Origin of the sequence: Micromonospora sp. C97, from assembly GCF_018070385.1 — a bacterium.
In the GTDB taxonomy this organism is placed as follows: Bacteria; Actinomycetota; Actinomycetes; order Mycobacteriales; family Micromonosporaceae; genus Micromonospora; species Micromonospora parva.
The window spans coordinates 315383-335877 of the sequence record NZ_JAGPXU010000001.1 but is presented as its reverse complement, the minus strand read 5'-3'; the positions used below and the strand labels follow the sequence as shown (position 1 = coordinate 335877).

Below are 20495 nucleotides of genomic sequence, written 5' to 3'. Positions count from 1 at the left end.
CGGGTCGACCCCTCAGCCGTACGCGAGCAGGAAGTCGACGGTGCCCGTGCCACCGGGTTGCCCGGCCGGAACCGGCAGGCCGGGCTCACTGTTCAGCACGTAGAACCCGCCGCTTCCGGTCAGTCGGGGCGTCACGGCCAGCATCTGCGCCGCCATGGTCGTCCCGGTCGGCCGCACCACGCTGTCCAGGAGGAGCCGGAAGAGGTTCCCGTTCAGGTTCGCGACGTGCAGCACCCGGTACGAGCGGGGGGCGGGCAGGCCGGTGCTGGTCAGGCCCCAGACCGGCACGATCTGGTTGCGCCACCGCGTCGGATCGTTGCTGATCGCACTGTCGTGGTTGTTCAGTTGCGTCTGGATTCCCGAGTGGATGCCGGCCAGGTGGATGTGCAACTGGTCCTGCATCCGGATCGTCGGGTCGGCGGAGTTGACGCCCAGCCCGATGTGCGGGTAGACGACGTGACCGGGCTGCCCCGGCTGGGCGTTGTTCCACGCCTCCAGCCAATAGTTCGGGGCACTGGCGGTGGTGATGAACGGACACTCGATGCCGCTGATCCGGCAGCTGGGGAGGAGCAGGTAGTCGTGGTTCGACCCCGACCCTCCATTGAGGACCACGTACGTGGGAGTCGTGCGCAGGCACTGGGGAAACGGTGGGCCGGTCTTCGTACCCTCGCAGACCTGGACCCGGTCCCGTGGTTGCCGTGCTGGGGGCGAACGTGAACGTTGTCGAGATTAGGGCGAAAGCGGGCAATTGACGCGACGGCCGGTGAACGGGTCGCCTGATCGTGTCGTCGTCGTGCGACGATTTCCGGCGTGACAGAGACCGCTGTGACACTGACCGAGATCCGCGCTCGGATCGACGAACTCGACGGTGACCTGGTCGGCCTGCTCGCCCGGCGCGAGGCGCTGGTCCGGCAGGCCGCCCCGCTCAAGAGCGACGGTCAGGCGGTCCGCGCACCGGAGCGCGTGGCGCAGGTGGTGGCCCGGGTCCGCGCGCTGGCGGGCGAGGCCGGCGCCGACCCGGATCTGATCGAACGGATCTACCGGGGCATGATCCAGGCCTTCATCGACATGGAGACCGACGAGCACCACCGGATCACCGGCGGGTCGGCGCCGCCGACGCGGTGATCGTCCGGGCCGGGCGCGCTCAGGTCGCGCCGTGGCCGGCACCTTCCGGGCTCGCCGTCGCTGGCGGTGCGTAGCCGAGCTCGTACGAGATCTTGTTGGCGGTCTCCAGCAACAGCGGAAGGTTGCTCTTCAGCTGATCGAGGCTCGCGATGACCTCGATCGCCGTGATCGAGGCGGCGGCGATGACCTGACCCCGTGAATCCCTGATCGGCGCGGCCACGCACATCACGTAGGCGTCGTGCTCGCCGTTGTCCATGGCCCAGCCGCACTGCTGGATGCGGGCGAGTTCGGCTTCCAGGGCGTCGTGGTCGGTGAAGGTGGTGTCGGTGAATTTCTCGAAGACGACGTGGGAGAGCAGGCGGTCGCGCTCCTGCCGGGGCAGGTACGCCAGGATCGTCTTGCCGACGGCGCTGGCGTAGATCGACACCGCGCGTCCCACCCGTGACGGCAGCTTGACGGCGTCGAACGCCGGGCTGTCCACCTTGTCGATATAGATGATCTCGTCGCCGGTCAGCTGCGCCAGGTGTACGGTGTGGCCGGTCTCGCGTTGCAGCGCACGAAGGTGCGCGGCCGCGGGCTGGCGGAGGTCCATCGAGCCGAGCGCGAGCTCGGACAACTCGATCAGGCCGCTGCCGAGCACGTAGGTGCCCGCGCCGGTCCGACGGACGAAGCGCGCGGACTCCAGTGTTTGCAGGATGCGCAGGGCTGTGGACTTGTGGACGCCGAGCACGTCCGCAGCCTCGGTAAGGGACAGCGGGTGCTCCGCGGATCGCCGGATGAGGTCGATCGCGCGACGAATCGATTGCGCCAAGGCTGTTTCTCCCCTCGCGCGACGGATAGCGCCGTCGCTGTCATTGCATATTGTGCAATATAGATGACGCGATGCGCAATCGCCACTTGACACCGTTGCACATGGCGCTACGATCGTTGCAATTTCACCCCCTTGACGCCAACTCGTAACAGTGGAGTAACGATGGGTAATCAGCGCTCTCGCTTCGGCATCGTCAGGGCGACATGTGCCCTGGGCTTGGTTGCCGCTCTCTTGACCGGTTGCGGCTCGGACGGCGACTCCGGTGACGGCGTCACCAAACTGACCTTCGCCGCCTCGACCTTCGGCGACCCCGGCCGTGGGCCCCTGTTGACGAAGTGGCTCGAAGAGTTCAACCAGAGCCAGACCAAGGTCCAGGTCTCCGCCGCCGCGGTGCCGTACCCGACCTTCGGCCAGACCGTGCTCACCCAGATGGGCAGCGGCAAGGGCCCCGACCTGGTCCGCTTCGACATGCCCGAGTTCGAGGCGGCCTCGGACGCCGGCCTCGTCGCGCCGCTGGACAAGGTGATCGACGCCAGCAAGTACGACCTGCTCAAGCAGCCGGACCAGTTCATGGTCCACGACGGTGTCCGGCACGGCGTCATCTTCGAAGCGTCGAACTACGCGATGTTCTACAACGCGGACCTGATCCCGACGCCGCCGACCACCTTCGAGCAGTTCACCTCGACGGCGAAGTCGCTGACCAAGGGCGACGTCTTCGGTCTGGCGTTCCGCCAGACCGAGGCCGAGGAGGCCGGTGTCTGGCAGGACATCTTCAACTACGTCTACGGCTTCGGCGGCGCCTGGTCCGACGGGAAGAACCTGACCATCAACTCGCCCGAGAACCTCAAGGGCCTGCAGGCGTTCAAGGACCTCTACGACGCGAACGTGATCCCGCGCGGAGCCGACGCGGCGACGTTCCGGCGGATGTTCGCCGAGGGCAAGGTCGGGATGGAGCTCAACAACGGCGGCTACGTGACCGCCACCCGCGGCCAGAACGCCAAGCTGAACTTCAGCGTCGCCCCCATCCCGTTCCCGGTCCGCAAGCAGGGCGCGATCCTCGCCCCGGTCGTCATCAACGAGGCGAGCGAGCACCAGGAGGAGGCGGGCACCTTCATCAAGTGGGCGCTGGAGCCGCAGAACCAGGTCAAGCTGCAGGAGATCCTCGGCGCGAGCAGCGTCGCCACCACCACGCAGCGCAGCGCGGAGACGCTCAAGGAGACCCCGTTCCTCACCGTCTTCGACGGGCTCACCGAGACCAGCCTGCCGCAGATCGTGTTGGGGTTCGAGGCCAAGACGCCGGACATCCGCAAGGTGGTCGTGCAGAACGTCGTCGCTGCCCTGCAGGGCAAGACCGACCTGAAGTCGGCACTGGACCGCGCCCAGCAGCAGGCGACCGAACTGGTCCGCTGACCGCTCGACACGGCGACGCTGCCGGCGCGACGATCCGTGCGCCGGCAGCGTCCTTCCCCAGAAGGATCGAACCCGATGACTGTGGTCGAGCAGACCGGAGCACCGAAGACAACATCCCCAGGCCGGGCCCGGCGTCGGCCCAGCCCCCTGGGTAGCAAGTGGACGCCGTACCTCTTCCTGGCCCCCGCCGCGCTGTTCATCCTCGTCTTCCAGGCGGTACCCCTGCTCCAGGAGGTGTACCTCAGCTTCACCAGGACGAGGCTGCTCAACCCCACCCGCAGCGAGTGGGTCGGGCTCGACAACTACAACCGGATCTTCGGCGACCCCGAGTTCCACCGCACCCTGCTGATCACCATCGTCTACGTGATCACCTGCGTCGTCGTCGCGATCGGCGCCGGGCTGGTCGTCGCGCTGCTGCTCAACAAGAAGTTCCGGGGTCGTGGCGTGGCGCGGGCGCTGGTGACGGTACCGTGGGCCGCCCCCGGTATCGCGGTCGCGCTCATCGCCACCTGGATGCTCAACGCGCAGTACGGCATCGTGAACCGTTTCCTCGACGCCGTGGGGCTCGGGGTGCCCGGCGGCGCCATCCTGGACAGCCCGCGCTACGCGCTCCCGGCGGTGCTCGCCACGACCATCTGGCAGCTGTTCCCGTTCACCTCCGTGGTGCTGCTCTCCGCGCTGCAGTCCGTTCCGCAGGACCTCAACGAGGCCGCGACCGTCGACGGCGCGGGACGGTGGGCCACCTTCCGCGCCGTCACCTGGCAGGTCATCAAGCCGACAGTGGGTCTGCTGGCCCTGCTGATGACGATCTGGTCGCTGCGGCGGTTCGAGCTGATCTGGCTGATGACCAAGGGCGGGCCGGTCGGGGCCACCGAGACGCTCGTCATCGACCTCTACTCGCAGGCGTTCGACTCCAAGGAACTCGGATCGGCGGCGGCCATCGGCATGGTCGGCGTCGTCATCTCGCTCATCGTCATCATCGGCAGCCGCCTGGTCGCCCGTGCCGTGGAGAAGGGGGACGTCCGATGAGGCGCTTCCGTTTCGGTGTCACCGCACGGATCGTCGCCGTGCTCGTCGTGCTGGGTGTCGCGGTGTTCCCGCTGTACTGGATGTTCGTCACGGCGCTGTCCAGCAACAGCGACCTCTTCGCCGACCAGCCCCGGCTCACGCCGGACCTCGGCCAGTTCGGGGTCTTCGTGGACGCGCTGGCCGAGGGCAAGGCCGCGGGTTGGCTGCTCAACAGCCTGATCATCGCCGTCGGCACCATGGTCGTCTCCGTCGGCCTGGGCATCCCGCTCGGCTACGCCCTGTCCCGGTTCTCGTTCTGGGGCAAGGCCGTGCTGACCGTCGTGCTGCTGTTCACGCAGATGCTTCCCGAGGCGCTCATGGTCGTCCCGCTGTTCGCGCTGTTCCGCCGCTTCGAACTGCTCGACTCGCTGACCGGCCTCGTCCTCGTCAACTCCGCCTTCGTGCTGCCGATCGTCGCCTTGATCCTCAAGGGCGCCATCGACGGCATCCCGAAGGAGCTGGAGGAAGCCGCCCGCGCCGACGGCGCCCGGCCGTTCACCACCCTCACCCGCATCAACGTGCCGCTCATCGCCCCGTCGATCGCGGCCACCGCGGTCATCGCCTTCTTCCACGCCTGGAACGAGTACGTGTTCGCGGTGACCTTCATCTTCAACCCCGACCTGCAACCCGCCTCCGTCGGCATCGCGAACTTCATCGGCGAGCTGGGAACACCGATCCAGACGGTGATGGCTGTCGCCTTCCTGTTCACACTGCCCGCCGTCGCCTTCTACCTGTTGGTCCAGAAGTACGTGGTGTCCGGCATGACCGCCGGTGCGGTGAAGGGTTGAGCCGAAAGATGAAGATCATCTCTGTCGACACGCTGGTCGTCGACTTCTACCGCACGAACCTCGTCATCGTGCGCGTGCACACCGACGAGGGGATCACCGGGCTCGGTGAGGCCACCCTGGAGGGCAAGGAACGCGCCGTCCAGGGTGCGATCGCCGAGCTGGCCGAGGCGGTGGTGGGCCTGGATCCCACCAGCATCTCGAAGATCCTCTACGAGACCGCGCGGGACTGGTACTGGCGCGGCGGCCCGGTCATCATGACCGCGTTGAGCTCGCTGGAGATGGCCCTGTGGGACATCTCGGCGCGTGAGCTGGGCGTCCCGGTCTCCCGGCTGCTCGGCGGCGCGACCCGGGACCGGGTCCGCGCGTACGCGAACGGTTGGTTCTCCGGCGCCGTCACACCGGAGGACTACGCGGCCGCCGCGCGCCGGACGGTGGAGTCCGGCTTCCGGGGCCTCAAGTGGGACCCGTTCGAAAACTACGACCTCACCATCACCACCGCACAGTTGGACCGGGTGCTGGCCCAGATCGACGCCGTCCGTCAGGCGGTGGGCCGCGATGTCGAACTGTTCGTCGAGGGGCACGGCCGCTTCGACGTCCGCCACGCCATCAAGGTCGCCAACGAGATCGCCCAGTTCGACCCGGTGTGGTTCGAGGAGCCGTGCCCACCGGACAATCTTGACGCGCTCGTCGACATCCGTCGCGCGTCGCCGGTGCCGATCGCGGCGGGGGAGCGGTGGTACGGCCGGCAGGGTTTCGCCCCGGCGCTGGCCCGCCAGGCCGTCGACTTCGTCCAGCCCGACGTGACGCACGCCGGTGGGATCGCCGAGCTGGCCTTCATCTCCACGCTCGCCGCGACCAGCTACGTGGGGTTCGCGCCGCACAACCCGAGCGGCCCCCTCAGCACCGCCGCGACGCTGCAACTCGGGGCGACGCTGCCCAACTTCCGGTACCTGGAGATCATGGCGACCGACGTGCCGTGGCGTCCGGAGATCACCAACGAGCGGCTGGTGCTGACCGAGGACGGCGACATCCTCATCCCGAACGGGGTCGGCCTGGGCATCGAGGTGGATCTCGCCGCGATCGAGCAGCACCCGTTCACACCCCATCCGCTGCGGATGTTCCAGGACGCCGTCTACGACATCCGTCCCCGCGACGAGCGGTCCTTCTTCAACCTGGAGAGCGACTCATGACGGTGCCACGGCCGCGAGGGCAGGCCGCGGGTGCGGACTGGGTCGGCACTGCCGCCGAGGCGTTGCCGGACGACCCCGACAGCGTCCTCATCGGCCGGATCTGGGATCCGACCGGCGACGGCCCCTCACCGGTGACCGTCCGCGACGGCGAGGTCATCGACCTCAGCCACCGGTTCCCGACCGTCCGCGACATCTGCGAGCTGCCCGACCCGGCCGCGACGATCGCCGGGATCGACGGGCCGAGGGTGGGCGACTTCGGGGAGATGCTGGCCAACACGGCGGCCGCGACCCGGGACCGCGACCACCCCTGGCTGCTCGCCCCGGTCGACCTCCAGGCGCTCAAGGCCGCCGGCGTGACCTTCCCCATCTCCATGATCGAACGGGTGATCGAGGAACGGGCGCGGGGAGACCTCGCGCTGGCGGCGGACATCCGTCAGCGCATGCTCGACGACGTCGGCGTCGACCTGCACAACCTGGCGGCCGGCTCACCGGAGGCGGACCGGCTCAAGAGCCTGCTGGTGGCCGAGGGCATGTGGAGCCAGTATCTGGAGGTGGGGATCGGCCCGGACGCCGAGATCTTCACCAAGGGACAGATACTCTCCGCCGTCGGCACCGCCGTCCCGGTCGGCGTGCTCGCCGCGTCGACCTGGAACAACCCGGAGCCCGAGGTCACGCTCATCGTCGCGTCCAGCGGCCGGGTCGTCGGCGCCACCCTCGGCAACGACGTGAACCTGCGCGACATCGAGGGCCGCTCGGCGCTCCTGCTCCCGCTGGCGAAGGACAACAACGCCTCCTGCGCCCTCGGGCCGCTGATCCGGCTCTTCGACGACCGGTTCGGTATGGATCGGGTCCGCGAACTCGAAGTGCGCCTGGAGGTTCGCGGTGTGGACGGCTTCCACCTGGAGGCGGTCTCGGAGATGACCCGGATGTCGCGTGATCCGCAGGAGCTGGTCCGGCAGCTGATCGGGCCGCACCACCACTATCCCGACGGCGCCGCCCTGATGCTCGGCACCATGTTCGCGCCCATCCAGGACCGGGACCGCCCCGGCGAGGGCTTCACCCACAAGGTCGACGACGTGGTACGGATCAGCTGCCCGGCGCTCGGCACCCTGGTCAACCGGGTGCGGCATGCGGAGGAGTGCGAGCCCTGGCACTTCGGAGTCCGCGATCTGATGGGCAATCTGGTGAGGAGAGGACTGCTGTGAACGTGGTCAGCACTGTCGATCCGCGCGACGGTCAGCGTCGCGCGACGGATCTCAGCGAGACCGACGACTCTCGGCTGGAGGTGATCGCCGGTCAGGCGTCCGGGGCGGCGCAGTGGTTGGCCGCCCGCGGGCGGGTCGGCCGCGCGGAGCTGCTGGACGCGATCGCCGCGTCGCTGGAGTCCCGGCGGGCGGACCTGGTCGCCGCCGCGGAGGCGGAAACCGGGCTGAGCCACGCGCGACTCGACGGGGAACTCACCCGGGCGGCGGTCCAGTTCCGGATGTTCGGCGAGGTGCTGCGCGACGGAGCGTACGTCGAAGCGGCCATCGACCACGCCGCCGACACACCACTCGGGCGCGGCCCGGAGTTGCGGCGGATGCTCGTGCCGCTCGGGCCGGTCGCCGTCTTCGGGGCCAGCAACTTCCCGTTCGCCTTCTCGGTCGCCGGCGGTGACACGGCCGCCGCGCTCGCCGCCGGGTGCCCGACGATCCTGAAGGCCCACCCGTCGCACCCGCTGACCTCGCATGCCTCCGCCGCCGCGATCGAGTCGGCCGTCCGCGACCTCGGCGGACCCGAGGGCGTCATCTCGATCGTGTACGGCGAGCAGGCGGGCCGCTCGCTGGTGCGCCACCCGGCGATCCGGGCGGCCGCCCTGACCGGCTCGGTCAACGCCGCCCGCGCCATCCAGGCGGCCATCGACGAACGCCCCGACCCCATCCCGCTGTACGCCGAACTGAGCAGCGTGAACCCGATCGTGGTGCTGCCCGACGCGGCCGGCGCCCGGGCGGACCAGATCGCCGAGGGGCTGTTCGGGTCCTTCACGAACTCGGGCGGTCAGCTGTGCACCAAGCCCGGCCTGGCGTTCGTCCCGACGGATCCGGGTGGTGACCGTCTGGTCGACGCGCTGCGGTCGAGGGTCGACTCGTCGGGCGGCGCGGTCCTGCTCAACGAGCGCATCCGGGACGCGTACGAGAGTCGGGCCACGGAGTTCGAGCGGGCCGGCGCGCGGGTGGCGGCGCGGCCGCAGGTCGACCGGGGCGCGGGCTTCACCGTGGCGCCGACCCTCCTGGAGGTCGGCCTCCCCGGCCTGACCGCCGAGATCGCCGACGAGTGCTTCGGACCGCTTCTGGTCGTGGTCCGCTACGACGACGACGCCGACCTCGACGCCGCGCTGAACGCCGTTCCGCCGTCGCTGACCGGCTCGCTGCACAGTGGACCGGGCGACGACCCCGACGTGGTACGCCGCCTGGCCGACGTGTTCGCCGCCCGCGCCGGTCGCGTCGTCTTCGACGGCTACCCCACCGGTGTCCGGGTGTCGTGGGCCCAGCACCACGGTGGGCCCTGGCCGTCGACGAACGCCGTGCACACGTCGGTCGGCGCCACGTCGATCCGACGGTTCCTGCGCCCGCTGGCGTGGCAGGACGCCCCGGCCTGGGTCCTGCCCGAGGAGTTGCGCGACGAGTACACCGCCATTTCCCGGCGAATCGATGGGAGGTTGGTGCCAGCGGCCGGGTAACCGCCTCCGCCGGTCGTTGCGGGTGCGTTTTCGCGCCACCTGTGGCTGGCGCGCGAATTCCTTGCCGAAATTGACCAGACAGGGAATTCGCGCGCCGGTCGTTCTGGCGCCGCCGAAGCGTGCCCAAATTGTTTGTGGCGCAATTTATTTGGTTCGGGTTCACGGACCCTTCTTGACCATCAATGCAATTCATGGTTTTGTTTTCGACAGGGAACGATGTTAGCGCTCGCATCGCTGCATCGCTCGTTACTGGTATCCCTTCGCCTCACCATCGAATGGTCGGTCGGCCGCTCGGTTGCGGTCTGACCACACGCCGAAGAGGGAGCAGGACATGCCCGTTGCACCTCCCCGTCCCCTGACGCCGGCACCGACGCGCCGGCTGATGCTCGCGCTGCTCGCCGCCATCACCGTCACGGCCGGCACGGTCGCCGCACCGGCGGCCTCGGCCGCACCGCCGGCGCCGCCCGCGCGGCTGGGCCCGACCGTCACCCGCACCGACCAGGCCCCCACCGGCTACACAGTCACCTTCCGGTACCAGGCGCCAGCCGATGTCCAGCAGGTCCACATCTACGGCGACTGGTTCTACTCCCGACCGGAGAACATCGGCTGCCAGGACTGCGGCGACGCGCGCCCGCCCACCGAGTGGCAGCCGGGCGACGTCGCGGCCACCCCGTGGCACACCCAGGCCATGCGGAAGGGTCCCGACGGAGTGTGGACCTTCACCACGCCACTGCCGGCGGGCACCTTCCGCTACGCGTTCACCCACGACTGCGCCAACGAGCTCGCCACCGGCTGTGCCCTGCACGACGACCCCGCCAACCGCTGGCAGATCCAGCCGCAGTACCCGGGAGCGCCCGGCGCGGTACGCAGCACGATCTACGTCCCGGCCAGCCGGAAGTTCCCCACGTACGACACCGGTTACCAGGCGCCGGTGGCCAAGGTCGGCCGGCTGGAGTCCCGGCGGTACCCCTCGCCACTGTCGACCAACCCGGCGGGGGTGCACGACATCGTCGTCTACCTGCCGCACGGCTACGACCCGAACCGGGCCACGCCGTACCCGACGCTCTACCTGAGCCACGGCAGCGGTGACCACTCGACCGCCTGGACGATGCAGGGCGTGGCCCACCTGATCCTGGAGAACGCGGTCAAGGACCGGGCGGCGCAGCCGATGGTGATCGTCTCCACCGACTTCAACGGCCTCCCCGGTGGCAACGAGGGCTACGTCAACGAGCTGCGCGACAACATCTTCCCGTTCGTCGAGCAGAACTACCACGTCTCGACCCGGGCGCAGGACCGCGCCTTCGCCGGCTTCTCCGCCGGTGGCAGCCGGGCGTACACCATCATGTACAACCACACCGACCTGTTCGGCTACCACGCGGCGTGGAGTGCGGGCGGTCCGGCAGCCACCCCGGCGCAGGTCGACAGCATGAAGGCGGTGACCGGTGGCATCATGATCGGCACCGGGCTCCAGGACCGGCTGGGCAACATCGCCGAGAACTCCCAGCGCAACGCCGCCGCGCTACGGGCGGCCGGCGTCGAGTTGGACGAGTACAACGTGCCGGGCGTGCACACCTGGCACGTCTGGCGCCCGCTGCTGGACCACTACCTGCGTACCCTGGCCTTCCGGGCCACCACCACCGGTCTCGACGTCACCACGTCGTCGGCGGGCGGGTCGCGGCAGACGAAGGTCACCGCCACCGCGACCGTCGACGCGGTCAGCACCAGCGCGTCGGCACCGGCCGGCCGGGTCGACTTCTTCGCTGGTGACACGCGCCTCGGGTCGGCCCCGGTGCGCCACGGCGTCGCCCGGTTGACGACGACCGTCCGGGGTGAGCTGAACGCGCCGGTGGTCGCCCGCTACCAGGGCGACAAGCTCTTCAACGATTCGCACAGCGATCCGGTCGACGCCCGGTAGTCCCCGGCTCGACCCCGTACTCCCTGTGGTGGGGAAGCCCCGGCCGCGCACCCCTGGTGAAGCCAGGATGTGCGCGGCCGGGGTGGTTCGTCAGCCGATCACGCGGTGGTGTCGGTGGCGCGCAGCCGCAGCATGGTCCAGGACGCCTGCGGAAGAGTCAGCCCGACGCTGGCGTCGGCGCCGCGTGCGGTGCCGTTGGGGCGCGGCGCGGCGTGGTCCGGACCGTCGGCGGTGTTCTTGGCGTGCAGGTCGGTGCCGCCGACGGTGACGCACTCGATGATGTCGGTGACCTGGGCGCCGGCGACGTCGATGGTCACCTCGGCCGGGGTGTCGAGGGCCCGGTTGACGAGGAAGACGCTCATCTCCCCGGTGCTGTCGTCCCAGGTGGAGACCGCGTCGACCGCGTCGACCTCGCCGTAGCGGCCGGTGGTCGTCGTGCTGCCGTCGCGCAGCACGTCCAGCACGGCGCCCTGGGCGTGCCGGGCGGTGCGGGCGAAGGGGTGGAAGATGGTCTGCCGCCAGGCCGAGCCGCCCGGCTCGGTCATGATCGGTGCGATGACGTTGACAAGTTGGGCCTGGCAGGCCGCTGTCACCCGGTCACTGTGCCGGAGCAGGCTGATCAGCAGGCCGCCGACGACGACCGCGTCGGCCACGCTGTAGTGATCCTCCAGCAGCGGCGGCGCTACCGGCCAGTCCTCGCCGCTCGGGGGCGTGGACGGGGCGGCGGACTGGTACCACACGTTCCACTCGTCGAACGCGATCATGATCTTCTTGGTCGACCGGCGGATCGCGCCCACCGAGTCGGCGATGGCGGTGACGGCGTCGATGTACCTGTCCATCTCCTCGGCCGAGGCGAGGAAGCTGGCCAGGTCGTCGTCGACCGGCTGGTAGTAGGCGTGCAGCGAGATCAGGTCGACGTCGTCGTACGCCTCGGTCAGCACGTCGCGCTCCCATCTGCCGAAGGTCGGCATGCCGAGGTGTGAGGAGCCGCAGGCGACGAGTTCGAGATCGGGGTCGAAGCGGCGCATGGCCTTAGCGGTCTGCGCCGCGAGACGCCCGTACTCGGTCGCGCTTCGCTGGCCCACCTGCCACGGGCCGTCCATCTCGTTGCCCAGGCACCACAGCTTGATCCCGTACGGGTCGGTCGCGCCGTTGGCGCGGCGCTGGTCGGCGAGGTGACTCCCGCCGCGGTGATTGGCGTACTCGAGCAGGTCGACGGCCTCGGCGGTGCCCCGGGTGCCGAGGTTGACCGCCATGATCGGGTCCAGGTCGGCCTTGCTGACCCAGCGCATGAACTCGTCCAGCCCGAACGCGTTGGTCTCCAGGCTGTGCCAGGCGAGGTCGAGCCTCGTCGGTCGTTTGTCGACCGGGCCCACGCCGTCCTCCCAGCGGTAGGAGGAGACGAAGTTGCCGCCCGGATAGCGCACCGTGGTGACGCCCAACTCGCGCACCAGTTCGAGGACGTCGCCCCGGAAGCCGTCGGCGTCGGCCCTCGGGTGGCCCGGCTCGTAGATTCCGGTGTAGACGCAGCGACCCAGGTGCTCGACGAACGAGCCGAAGAGCCGGCGTGGCACGGGCGCGACTCGTCGGCGGGGGTCGAGGGTCAGGCGGGCCGTGTTCACGACGTGCTCCGGCGCGCTGTCGGGGTGGGTGTTCAGGGCTGGCTCCCTTCGTGCGCGGTACGACGCGGAGATCTCTACCCGAGCGCCGAGACCGAGGGGTGGTGGAGGCGGTGTGAGCTCTGGACAACGTGATCGCGCTCGATTACGTTGTCGATCGATGTAAACGTTACCGATTACGTTTACGTAAGGGAACACGGCGCCTGGATCAAAGTGTGGACGGCCCACCCGACGGAGGGCTGCGCCGCGCAGCTGGCCGGGCGTCCGGCTCCCGCGCCTCGCCGCCACCCGGCCCGCCGCCCGCAGCGCGCGGCCCGGCGCCGGTGGCGTGGTGACCGACGAGGCCGGAAGACCAGCTTGTCGCGGTGATTGGGGTGACCGGGTGACCAGTGTTGAGCCGGCGATCGAGGCGACCTACGCCGACGCGAACGCGCCCGTCGACGAACGGGTGGCGGATCTGTTGGCCCGGATGACCCGCGAGGAGAAACTCGCGCAACTGGGCAGCACGTGGGCGTTCACTCTGTTGGAGAGCGGGCGGTTCGCACCGCAGCGGGCCCGGTCGGTGCTGGCGCACGGCCTGGGGCACGTGACCCGCGTCGCGGGTGCGACCAGCCTGAAGGCGGCGGAGGTGGCCCGGGCCGCCAACGCCATCCAGCGGTTCCTGGTGACCGAGACCCGGCTGGGGATCCCGGCGATCGTGCACGAGGAGGTCTGCTCGGGGGTGATGGCCCGCGAGGCGACCATCTTTCCGCAGGCGATCGGCGTCGCGAGCACCTGGGAGCCCGAGCTCAACCGGCAGATGGCCGACGCCGTCCGCGCCCAGATGCGCGCCATGGGCAGCCACCAGGGCCTCTCGCCGGTGCTGGACGTGGCGCGCGACCCACGGTGGGGCCGGACGGAAGAGACCTACGGCGAGGACCCGTACCTGGTGTCCCGGATGGGAGTGGCGTTCGTCCGGGGCCTGCAGGGCGCCGACCTGACCGACGGTGTGCTCGCCACCGCCAAGCACTTCGTCGGGTACGGGGCGTCCGAGGGTGGGTTGAACTGGGCGCCGGCGCACCTGCCGCCGCGGCTGCTGCGCGAGGTGTACCTGTACCCGTTCGAGGCGGCGGTCCGCGAGGGCGGCCTCCAGTCGGTGATGGCCGGCTACCACGAGCTCGACGGCGTCCCCTGCCACGCCAACCAGGAACTCCTCGCCGACGTGCTCCGTGGCCAGTGGGGCTTCACGGGCAGCGTGGTCTCCGACTACTTCGCCGTCAACGACCTGCACACGTACCACCACTTCGCCCCGGACAAGCAGCAGGCCGCGGCGGTGGGTCTCGGCGCGGGCGTGGACGTCGAACTGCCGGCGACGGACGCGTACGCGGACGCTCTCAGTCGCGCCCTGGACGCCGGCGAGGTCAGCGAGGCTCACCTCGACGAGGCGGTCTCGCGGGTCCTTCGGCACAAGGTCGAACTCGGGCTCTTCGAGAACCCGTACGTCGACGAGGACGCGGCCACGACGACGGTGAACGCCGAACGGCACCGGGACGTGGCGCTGGAGATCGCCCGCCGCAGCCTCGTCCTGCTCAAGAACGACGGCGTCCTGCCGCTGCTCGCCGAGGCCGGAACCGTCGCGCTCATCGGCCCGAACGCGGACAACGCCCGGCACCTGCTCGGTGACTACTCGTTCGTGGCCCACATCGAGGCGTTGATCGCCGCGCGCAAGCGGCGCGGGCTGCTCGGCGAGATGATGACGATCCCGGACGACCTGGAGATCGACGAGAGCATCGGCGGGGTGCCGACGGTGCGCGACGAACTCGCGGCGCGGCTCGGCGAGCGGCTGCGCTTCGCCCCGGGCTGCGACGTGCTCGATCCGTCGACGGAGGGGTTCGCCGAGGCGGTCGCGGTGGCCGCGGCAGCCGACGTCGCGGTGCTGGTCCTGGGGGACCGCTCGGGGGTGACGCTCGGGACCACCACGGGGGAGTCGCGCGACCGCTCCAGTCTGGACCTGCCGGGCGTGCAGGAAGAGCTGGTCCGAGCCGTCGTCGCCACCGGTACGCCAGTCGTGGCGGTGCTCGTCGCGGGTCGACCCGTCGGCACTGACGTCCTGCACGAGGAGTGCGCCGCGGTGCTGATGGCCTGGCTGCCGGGGGAGACCGGGGCGCGGGCGATCGCCGAGGTGCTCCTCGGCGAGGTGAACCCGAGCGGGAAGCTGCCCATCTCGTACCCCCGTAGTGTGGGCCAGATCCCCGTCTTCTACGGCCACAAGGTCTCCGGCGGACGGTCGCACTGGCACGGCGACTACGTGGATTCGCCGGTCGCCCCGCGCTACGTCTTCGGCCACGGCCTCGGGTACACCTCGTTCGCGATCGACGACGCCGTGGTGGAGAGCGCGCAGGTCCGCGCCGGGGACAGCGTCGAGGTCGAGGTCACGGTCACCAACACCGGGCAGCGGGCTGGGGAGCAGGTCGTGCAGCTCTACGTCCGGGACCCGCAGGCGACGATCACCCGGCCGGTGCTGGAGCTGAAGGCCTTCGCCCGTGTCGCGCTGCCTGCCGGTGGGCGGGTGGCGGTGCGGTTCGCGCTGCCCACCGGCCAGCTCGGTTTCTACGACCGGAGCATGGCCTACGCGGTGGAGGCCGGGCAGATCGAGGTGTACGTCGGTTTCTCGGCTGCCGACCACACTCACGCCGGCACCTTTGTCATCACCACGGACCCGGGCCAGCCGACGCCGAAGGTCTTTACCGGGACGGCAGAAGTTCGGCAGCTGTGATCGCTCACCCGGTCCCGGGAATGGTTCTTGACGCAGCGTGCCGTCCCGTTGTCAACGAGTAGAAGCAGCGCGGAAAACGGGGCTTAGTGGCCTCTTCTGCACTGTCGACTATGGGCGAAGAGGTCTTGTGTTCGTAATCGTTCTCCGTTACGTTGGCAACATCCTGGAAACGTAACCGATAACGATTGCAGTCCAGAGAGAGCGGGCATGATTGAAGCCAATACGCCGGTAACAATGAGTGATGTCGCCCGAGTCGCCGGCGTTTCCACCGCCACCGTCTCGCGCGTCGTCAACGGGCATTACGGCGTCAGCGCTCGCACCGTCGCTCAGGTCCGCTCCGCCATCGACCAACTCGGCTACGAGTCGAGTCTGGTGGCCACCAGCCTTCGGCGCAGCCGCACCAACGTTCTGGGTCTCGTCGCGCACAGCTTCCAGTCGTACACGGCAGAGGTGCTCAAGGGCGTCATGAAGGCGCTGAGCCGCTCCGGCTTCGATCTGATCATCTACGCCAACAGCGACCTCTACGGCTCCTATTCGGAGGGCTGGGAGCAGCGGCACCTCACCCGGCTGTCCGGCACCCTCACCGACGGGTGCATCGTCGTCACGCCCTGGGGTGAGGTCCGCAGCCGCACGCCGGTCGTGGCCATCGACCCGGTGCGGGGCTCGACGGCGCCGTCGGTGATGGCCGACAACCTCGCGGGCGCCACCACCGCTGTCGAGCACCTGCTCGGGCTGGGCCACCGGCGCATCGGGTTCATCGCCGGGCGCGACAGTCTGGCCTCGGCCTGGTCGCGGGAGGAGGGATACCGGGCCGCGCTGACCGCCGCCGGCGTGCCGGTCGATCCGTCGCTGATCGGTCGAGGGGATTTCAACCCGGAGTCGGCGACCCCCCTGGCGCGGGTTCTGCTGCAACGACCGGACCCGCCATCGGCGATCTTCGCGGCGAGCGACGGGATGGCCCTCAAGGTCCTCGAGGTCGCCCGCGAGTTGGGGTTCTCCGTTCCGGGGGACCTGTCCGTCGTCGGGTTCGACAACATTCCCGAGTCGGCGTTGACGGAGCCGGGTCTGACCACTGTGGACCAGTCGATGTACCAGCTCGGGTACGAAGCCGCCCGGATGCTGAAGTCACTGGTGACCGGCGAGTGGGACGAGCCACGCCAGATCGTGCTCCCGACCAACCTCGTCGTGCGCAGCTCGACCGCACCACCGACGAGCGCGGCACGACCATGACATCCGCCCATGGGCGCGCACGCCTGATCGCTCCCGACAGAGCGATCAGGTCGGCTGTGCCCGTGGCAGCAGCCTGAAGGAGGTGCACGCAGCACACACGGCCAGATCCACCGTTGAGTTGAGCCGGTCAGTCGGGTCGCATCCGCTGCCGGCACATGAAAGGAGTGGAGCGTGACTACCGAACAGTATCATGGGCGCTTACGCCGTCCGGGCGTGCGTCGACGGCTCTCGGCGGCGTTCACCGCCGGAGTCATCGCCACCGCGGCGGTTCTCCTCGCGCCGCAGCCGGCAGCGGCGGACACGCCGTGGCTGGACGTCTCCGAGGACCGCTACGCCTCGTTCACCGTCCCGGCAGCGTACGTCCAGGAGAAGCTGGGCACCGTCTCGCAGGTCGTCGTCGAGGGAAACTTCGGGCCGTCCGCCAGCTGGGCGGAGTTTGGTCTGACCCGCCGGGGTGACGTCTGGTCGGGCGTTCTCGGCGCGCTGGAGCCCGGGCTGTACAACTATCAGCTCACCGCGGACGACACCTTGACCATCAAGGACCCGACGAACAGCACCGGTGTCGCGTCCGACCCGCTGCTGAGCACCTTCCTCGTCGCTGGTGACTCGGCGCGGTGGCTCGTCGACGCGCCAGCGGGCACCGGCGGAAAGATCGAGACGCTGACCTACCGCACCGGGAACGCGCAGCGCTCCGCGGTGGTCTGGACGCCACCGGGTTACGCGGCCAAGGGTCCGAAGGGTTACCCGGCGCTCTTCCTGCAGTCGGGTGACGGTGTCGCCGCCACCGACTGGCTCGATCTCGGTCGGTCCAAGCAGATCCTCGACAACCTCTCGGCCGCGGGCGCGATGAGCCCGATGGTCGTGGTGATGAACAACGCCGACGTTTCGAACCACAAGGAGTTGAAGGACCTCCGCAAGGCGGTCACCGACACCTACCGGGTCCTTCGCGACCCGGCGCACCAGGCGATCGCGGGTGTGTCCGACGGTGGCACGCAGGCGTTGCGGGCCGCCCTCACCAAGCCGGGCCAGTTCGGTCACGTCGGCTGGTTCTCGGGCAGGTCGGCTCCGGAGATCGACCGGAAGGACGCCAGGGCGATCAACCGCGGCACCAGGTTGCTGCGCCTGTACACGGGCAACGTCACCGACCCCGCGTACAACGCCACCTACCGCCTGACGAAGGCGCTGGACCGCGCCGACGTCCGGTTCGAGTTCGACGGGGTCAACCCGGACGGCGGCGCGAACTGGACCACCTGGCAGGAGAACCTCGTCGACTTCCTGCCGCGACTGTTCCGCGACGTGCGCGACCACGGGCCGAGCCCCGGTCACCAGCCGCTCAAGCGGGAGTTCACGCCACCTCCGGCCGGCACCACCCCGACGCCCTTTGTCACCGAGGACGGGTTCGTCACCTTCGAGACGACCACCGAGTTCACCGCCGCCCAGCACGTCACGGTCTGGGCGAACGTCGCGCCGGGCGGCAGCTGGCTGCGACTGCCGCTGCACCGCGACGGTGACCGGTGGCGGGCGACAGTCGGCCCACTGAAGCCCTGGTTCTACTACTACCGGCTGATCGTGGACCGGGTCGCGGTCAAGGACACCTCCAACCCGACGAAGGTGACCACCGAACCGACGTGGAGCACCTTCTTCATCCCCGGGCCCGGCGCTCGACTGCTGTCGGACGTGCCCGCCGGTCAGGGCGGAACTGTCGAGAGCATGACCTACTCCAGCACCGTGGCCGGTCAGGACCGCACCGCGCTGGTGTGGACCCCACCCGGGTACGACCCCGGCCGGGAGCAGCCGTACCCCGTCCTCTACCTGCAGCACGGTGGCGGCCAGAACTACACCGACTGGGTCGAGATGGGCCGGGCCAAGCAGATCCTCGACCACCAGTTCCTCGACGGTGATCTCACGCCGATGGTGGTCGTGATGGGCAACGGCAACTCCTCGAACTTCAACAGGGAGTTGCGGGAGAACATCGTTCCGACGGCCCGTGCCCGCTACCACATCTCCAGCGACCCGTCCCAGCAGGCCCTCGCCGGCCTGTCGATGGGCGGCGGGCAGGCGTTCGGGGTGCTGAAGGCCTACCCGGGTGAGTTCGCCTACGTGGCGGCCTTCTCGGCCGGGTTCGGCAGCAGCACCGGCGTCGACGCGGCGGCGATCAACAACGGCACCAAGATGCTGCGCCTGTACGTCGGTGACCAGACCGACTTCGTCTACCCGAGCTTCATGGCCTCGCTGACCACGATGGACAACCTCGGTATCCGCTACGAGTTCGACGGGGTCACCCCCGGGCCGCACGGCTGGGACGTGTGGCAGAAGAACCTCATCGACCTGGCGCCGCGTCTGTTCAAGCGCTAGGAGCCGTTCCAGGCGACGCCACCGGGAGCAGGTTTCCTGCCCCGGTGGCGCCCGCCACGGCACGGCCGCCCCCCGCACCGCCACCCGAAGGGAACCACCTCAATGAAGAGAAGACGGATACTCGCCACGGTTGCCATGCTCGCGGTCGGGACCGGCCTCGCGGCCTGCTCCTCCGACGAGGGCGGCAGCGACGCGAGCAATTGCACCAACACCATCACCAAGAAGGACCTGCCGGTCGTGACGATGTGGGGTTGGTACCCCAACACCCAACTCGTCGTCGACAACTTCAACAAGCTGAACAACGAGGTGCAGGTCTGCTGGACCAACGTCGGGCAGGGCGGGGACGAGTACGACAAGTTCCAGACGGCCATCTCGGCGGGCACCGGGGCGCCCGACGTGATCATGGTCGAGGCGGACCGCATCCCGACCTTCCAGATCCAGGGCGCGCTCGTCGACATCAAGAAGTACGGCTACGACGCGGTCAAGGCCAACTACAGCGAGGGTGCCTGGAAGGACGTGTCGGTCGGTGACGCGGTCTACGGCGTCCCGGTCGACGGCGGCCCGATGGGCATGATCTACCGCAAGGACATCTTCGACAAGTACAAGATCACGCCGCCGAAGACCTGGGCCGAGTACGAGCAGGCCGCGCAGAAGGTCAAGGACGCCGGTGGTCCGCTCTTCGGGGACTTCGGCGCCAACGTGCCGGCGGTCCTGATGGCGCTCCAGATCCAGAAGGGCGCCACGCCCTTCACCTTCGATCCGGCGCAGCCGAAGGCGATCGGTGTGAAGCTCAACGACCAGGCGTCCAAGGACGTGCTGGACTACTGGGGTGGCCTGGCCAAGAAGGGCCTGGTCGGCACGCAGAACCAGTTCACCCCGGAGTACATCACCGGCGTGATCAACGGCAACTACGCGACGTACATCTCGGCGGCGTGGGCACCCGGCTATCTCACCGGCGCGGGCGTCGGCAAGGGCCAGGACACCGGCAAGTTCGCGGTGGCGCCGCTGCCGCAGTGGGACCCGGCCAACCCGGTGCAGGTGAACTGGGGCGGGTCGGCGTTCTCGGTGACCAAGCAGGCGAAGAAGCCGGAGCTGGCCGCGAAGGTCGCCTACGGGCTCTACGCCGACAAGGAGTCGCTCACCGACGGCTGGACCAACCAGATCATCTTCCCGCTGAACCTCACGGCGCTCAAGGATCCCGCCTTCGTCGACCTGAAGGTGGCGTTCTTCGGCGGCCAGCAGGCGAACAAGGAGGTCTACGTCCCGGCCGCCGACGCCTACCAGGGCGTCCAGTACGCCCCCTTCGGCCAGTACTACCTCGACGCGATGGAAAAGCAGGTCAGCGAGGTCATCAAGGGGTCCATCACCGGATCGCAGGCAGCCGACCGGCTCCAGGAGGACGTGGCGAAGTACGCCAAGGAACAAGGCTTCACCGTTCAGTGACCAGCTGGGTGGGCCGCGCCGGCACCGCTCGGCCGGCCCACCCTCCCCCCTCAGCGTCCACGTCCCG

General features: G+C 69.4%; 15 protein-coding genes. 12 read left to right on the top strand and 3 right to left on the bottom strand.

Annotation, left to right across the window (positions count from 1 at the left end):
* Positions 1 to 12 precede the first annotated feature (12 nt).
* Positions 13 to 633: a CDP-diacylglycerol diphosphatase gene (locus tag KBX26_RS01405; RefSeq protein WP_282102140.1), complete on the bottom strand. Its 621-nt coding sequence runs from the start codon at positions 631 to 633 to the stop codon at positions 13 to 15.
* A 177-nt stretch (positions 634 to 810) separates the two neighbouring features.
* Here KBX26_RS01405 and KBX26_RS01400 point away from each other — a divergent pair, with 177 nt between their 5' ends.
* The gene (locus tag KBX26_RS01400; RefSeq protein WP_030330617.1) at positions 811 to 1125 is read left to right on the top strand and encodes a chorismate mutase; all 315 of its coding nucleotides are present in this window, start codon (positions 811 to 813) and stop codon (positions 1123 to 1125) included.
* 19 nt (positions 1126 to 1144) lie between these two features.
* Here the strand turns inward: KBX26_RS01400 and KBX26_RS01395 are convergent, their stop codons facing one another.
* Positions 1145 to 2029, bottom strand: coding sequence for an IclR family transcriptional regulator (locus KBX26_RS01395; RefSeq protein WP_167337289.1), 885 nt, complete (start codon positions 2027 to 2029; stop codon positions 1145 to 1147).
* 123 nt (positions 2030 to 2152) lie between these two features.
* Here KBX26_RS01395 and KBX26_RS01390 point away from each other — a divergent pair, with 123 nt between their 5' ends.
* The 7 genes from KBX26_RS01390 to KBX26_RS01360 all read left to right on the top strand — a co-directional run bounded on the left by KBX26_RS01390 (position 2153) and on the right by KBX26_RS01360 (position 11026).
* Positions 2153 to 3346 carry a sugar ABC transporter substrate-binding protein gene (locus KBX26_RS01390; protein WP_167337288.1) on the top strand — a complete coding sequence of 398 codons (1194 nt, stop codon included), beginning with the start codon at positions 2153 to 2155 and terminating at the stop codon, positions 3344 to 3346.
* A 75-nt stretch (positions 3347 to 3421) separates the two neighbouring features.
* Entirely contained in the window at positions 3422 to 4375 is a 954-nt protein-coding gene (locus KBX26_RS01385) for a carbohydrate ABC transporter permease (protein ID WP_030330611.1), read from the top strand.
* Positions 4372 to 5202: a carbohydrate ABC transporter permease gene (locus tag KBX26_RS01380; protein ID WP_030330610.1), complete on the top strand. Its 831-nt coding sequence runs from the start codon at positions 4372 to 4374 to the stop codon at positions 5200 to 5202. Before KBX26_RS01385 ends, KBX26_RS01380 begins: the two co-directional genes overlap by 4 nt.
* 8 nt (positions 5203 to 5210) lie before the next feature.
* Entirely contained in the window at positions 5211 to 6392 is a 1182-nt protein-coding gene (locus KBX26_RS01375) for a mandelate racemase/muconate lactonizing enzyme family protein (protein ID WP_210861719.1), read from the top strand.
* Entirely contained in the window at positions 6389 to 7597 is a 1209-nt protein-coding gene (locus KBX26_RS01370) for a fumarylacetoacetate hydrolase family protein (protein WP_210864489.1), read from the top strand. Before KBX26_RS01375 ends, KBX26_RS01370 begins: the two co-directional genes overlap by 4 nt.
* Positions 7594 to 9111 (top strand): aldehyde dehydrogenase family protein, encoded by a 1518-nt coding sequence (locus KBX26_RS01365; RefSeq protein ID WP_210864488.1) that lies wholly within the window; start codon positions 7594 to 7596, stop codon positions 9109 to 9111. The genes KBX26_RS01370 and KBX26_RS01365 overlap by 4 nt, the downstream gene beginning before the upstream one ends.
* A gap of 331 nt (positions 9112 to 9442) precedes the next feature.
* Complete coding sequence (locus tag KBX26_RS01360; RefSeq protein ID WP_210864487.1) at positions 9443 to 11026, top strand: alpha/beta hydrolase-fold protein; 1584 nt, start codon at positions 9443 to 9445, stop codon at positions 11024 to 11026.
* A gap of 98 nt (positions 11027 to 11124) precedes the next feature.
* Here the strand turns inward: KBX26_RS01360 and KBX26_RS01355 are convergent, their stop codons facing one another.
* Entirely contained in the window at positions 11125 to 12648 is a 1524-nt protein-coding gene (locus tag KBX26_RS01355; protein ID WP_210864486.1) for an alpha-N-arabinofuranosidase, read from the bottom strand.
* A 379-nt stretch (positions 12649 to 13027) separates the two neighbouring features.
* Here KBX26_RS01355 and KBX26_RS01350 point away from each other — a divergent pair, with 379 nt between their 5' ends.
* The 4 genes from KBX26_RS01350 to KBX26_RS01335 all read left to right on the top strand — a co-directional run bounded on the left by KBX26_RS01350 (position 13028) and on the right by KBX26_RS01335 (position 20428).
* Positions 13028 to 15400, top strand: coding sequence for a glycoside hydrolase family 3 N-terminal domain-containing protein (locus KBX26_RS01350; RefSeq protein ID WP_210864485.1), 2373 nt, complete (start codon positions 13028 to 13030; stop codon positions 15398 to 15400).
* 234 nt (positions 15401 to 15634) lie between these two features.
* On the top strand, positions 15635 to 16630 hold the full coding sequence (locus KBX26_RS01345; RefSeq protein WP_245233586.1) for a LacI family DNA-binding transcriptional regulator: 996 nt from the start codon (positions 15635 to 15637) through the stop codon (positions 16628 to 16630).
* A 213-nt stretch (positions 16631 to 16843) separates the two neighbouring features.
* Positions 16844 to 18985 carry an alpha/beta hydrolase-fold protein gene (locus KBX26_RS01340; protein ID WP_307857725.1) on the top strand — a complete coding sequence of 714 codons (2142 nt, stop codon included), beginning with the start codon at positions 16844 to 16846 and terminating at the stop codon, positions 18983 to 18985.
* A 102-nt stretch (positions 18986 to 19087) separates the two neighbouring features.
* Positions 19088 to 20428 (top strand): ABC transporter substrate-binding protein, encoded by a 1341-nt coding sequence (locus KBX26_RS01335; protein ID WP_030330595.1) that lies wholly within the window; start codon positions 19088 to 19090, stop codon positions 20426 to 20428.
* Positions 20429 to 20495: the final 67 nt, after the last annotated feature.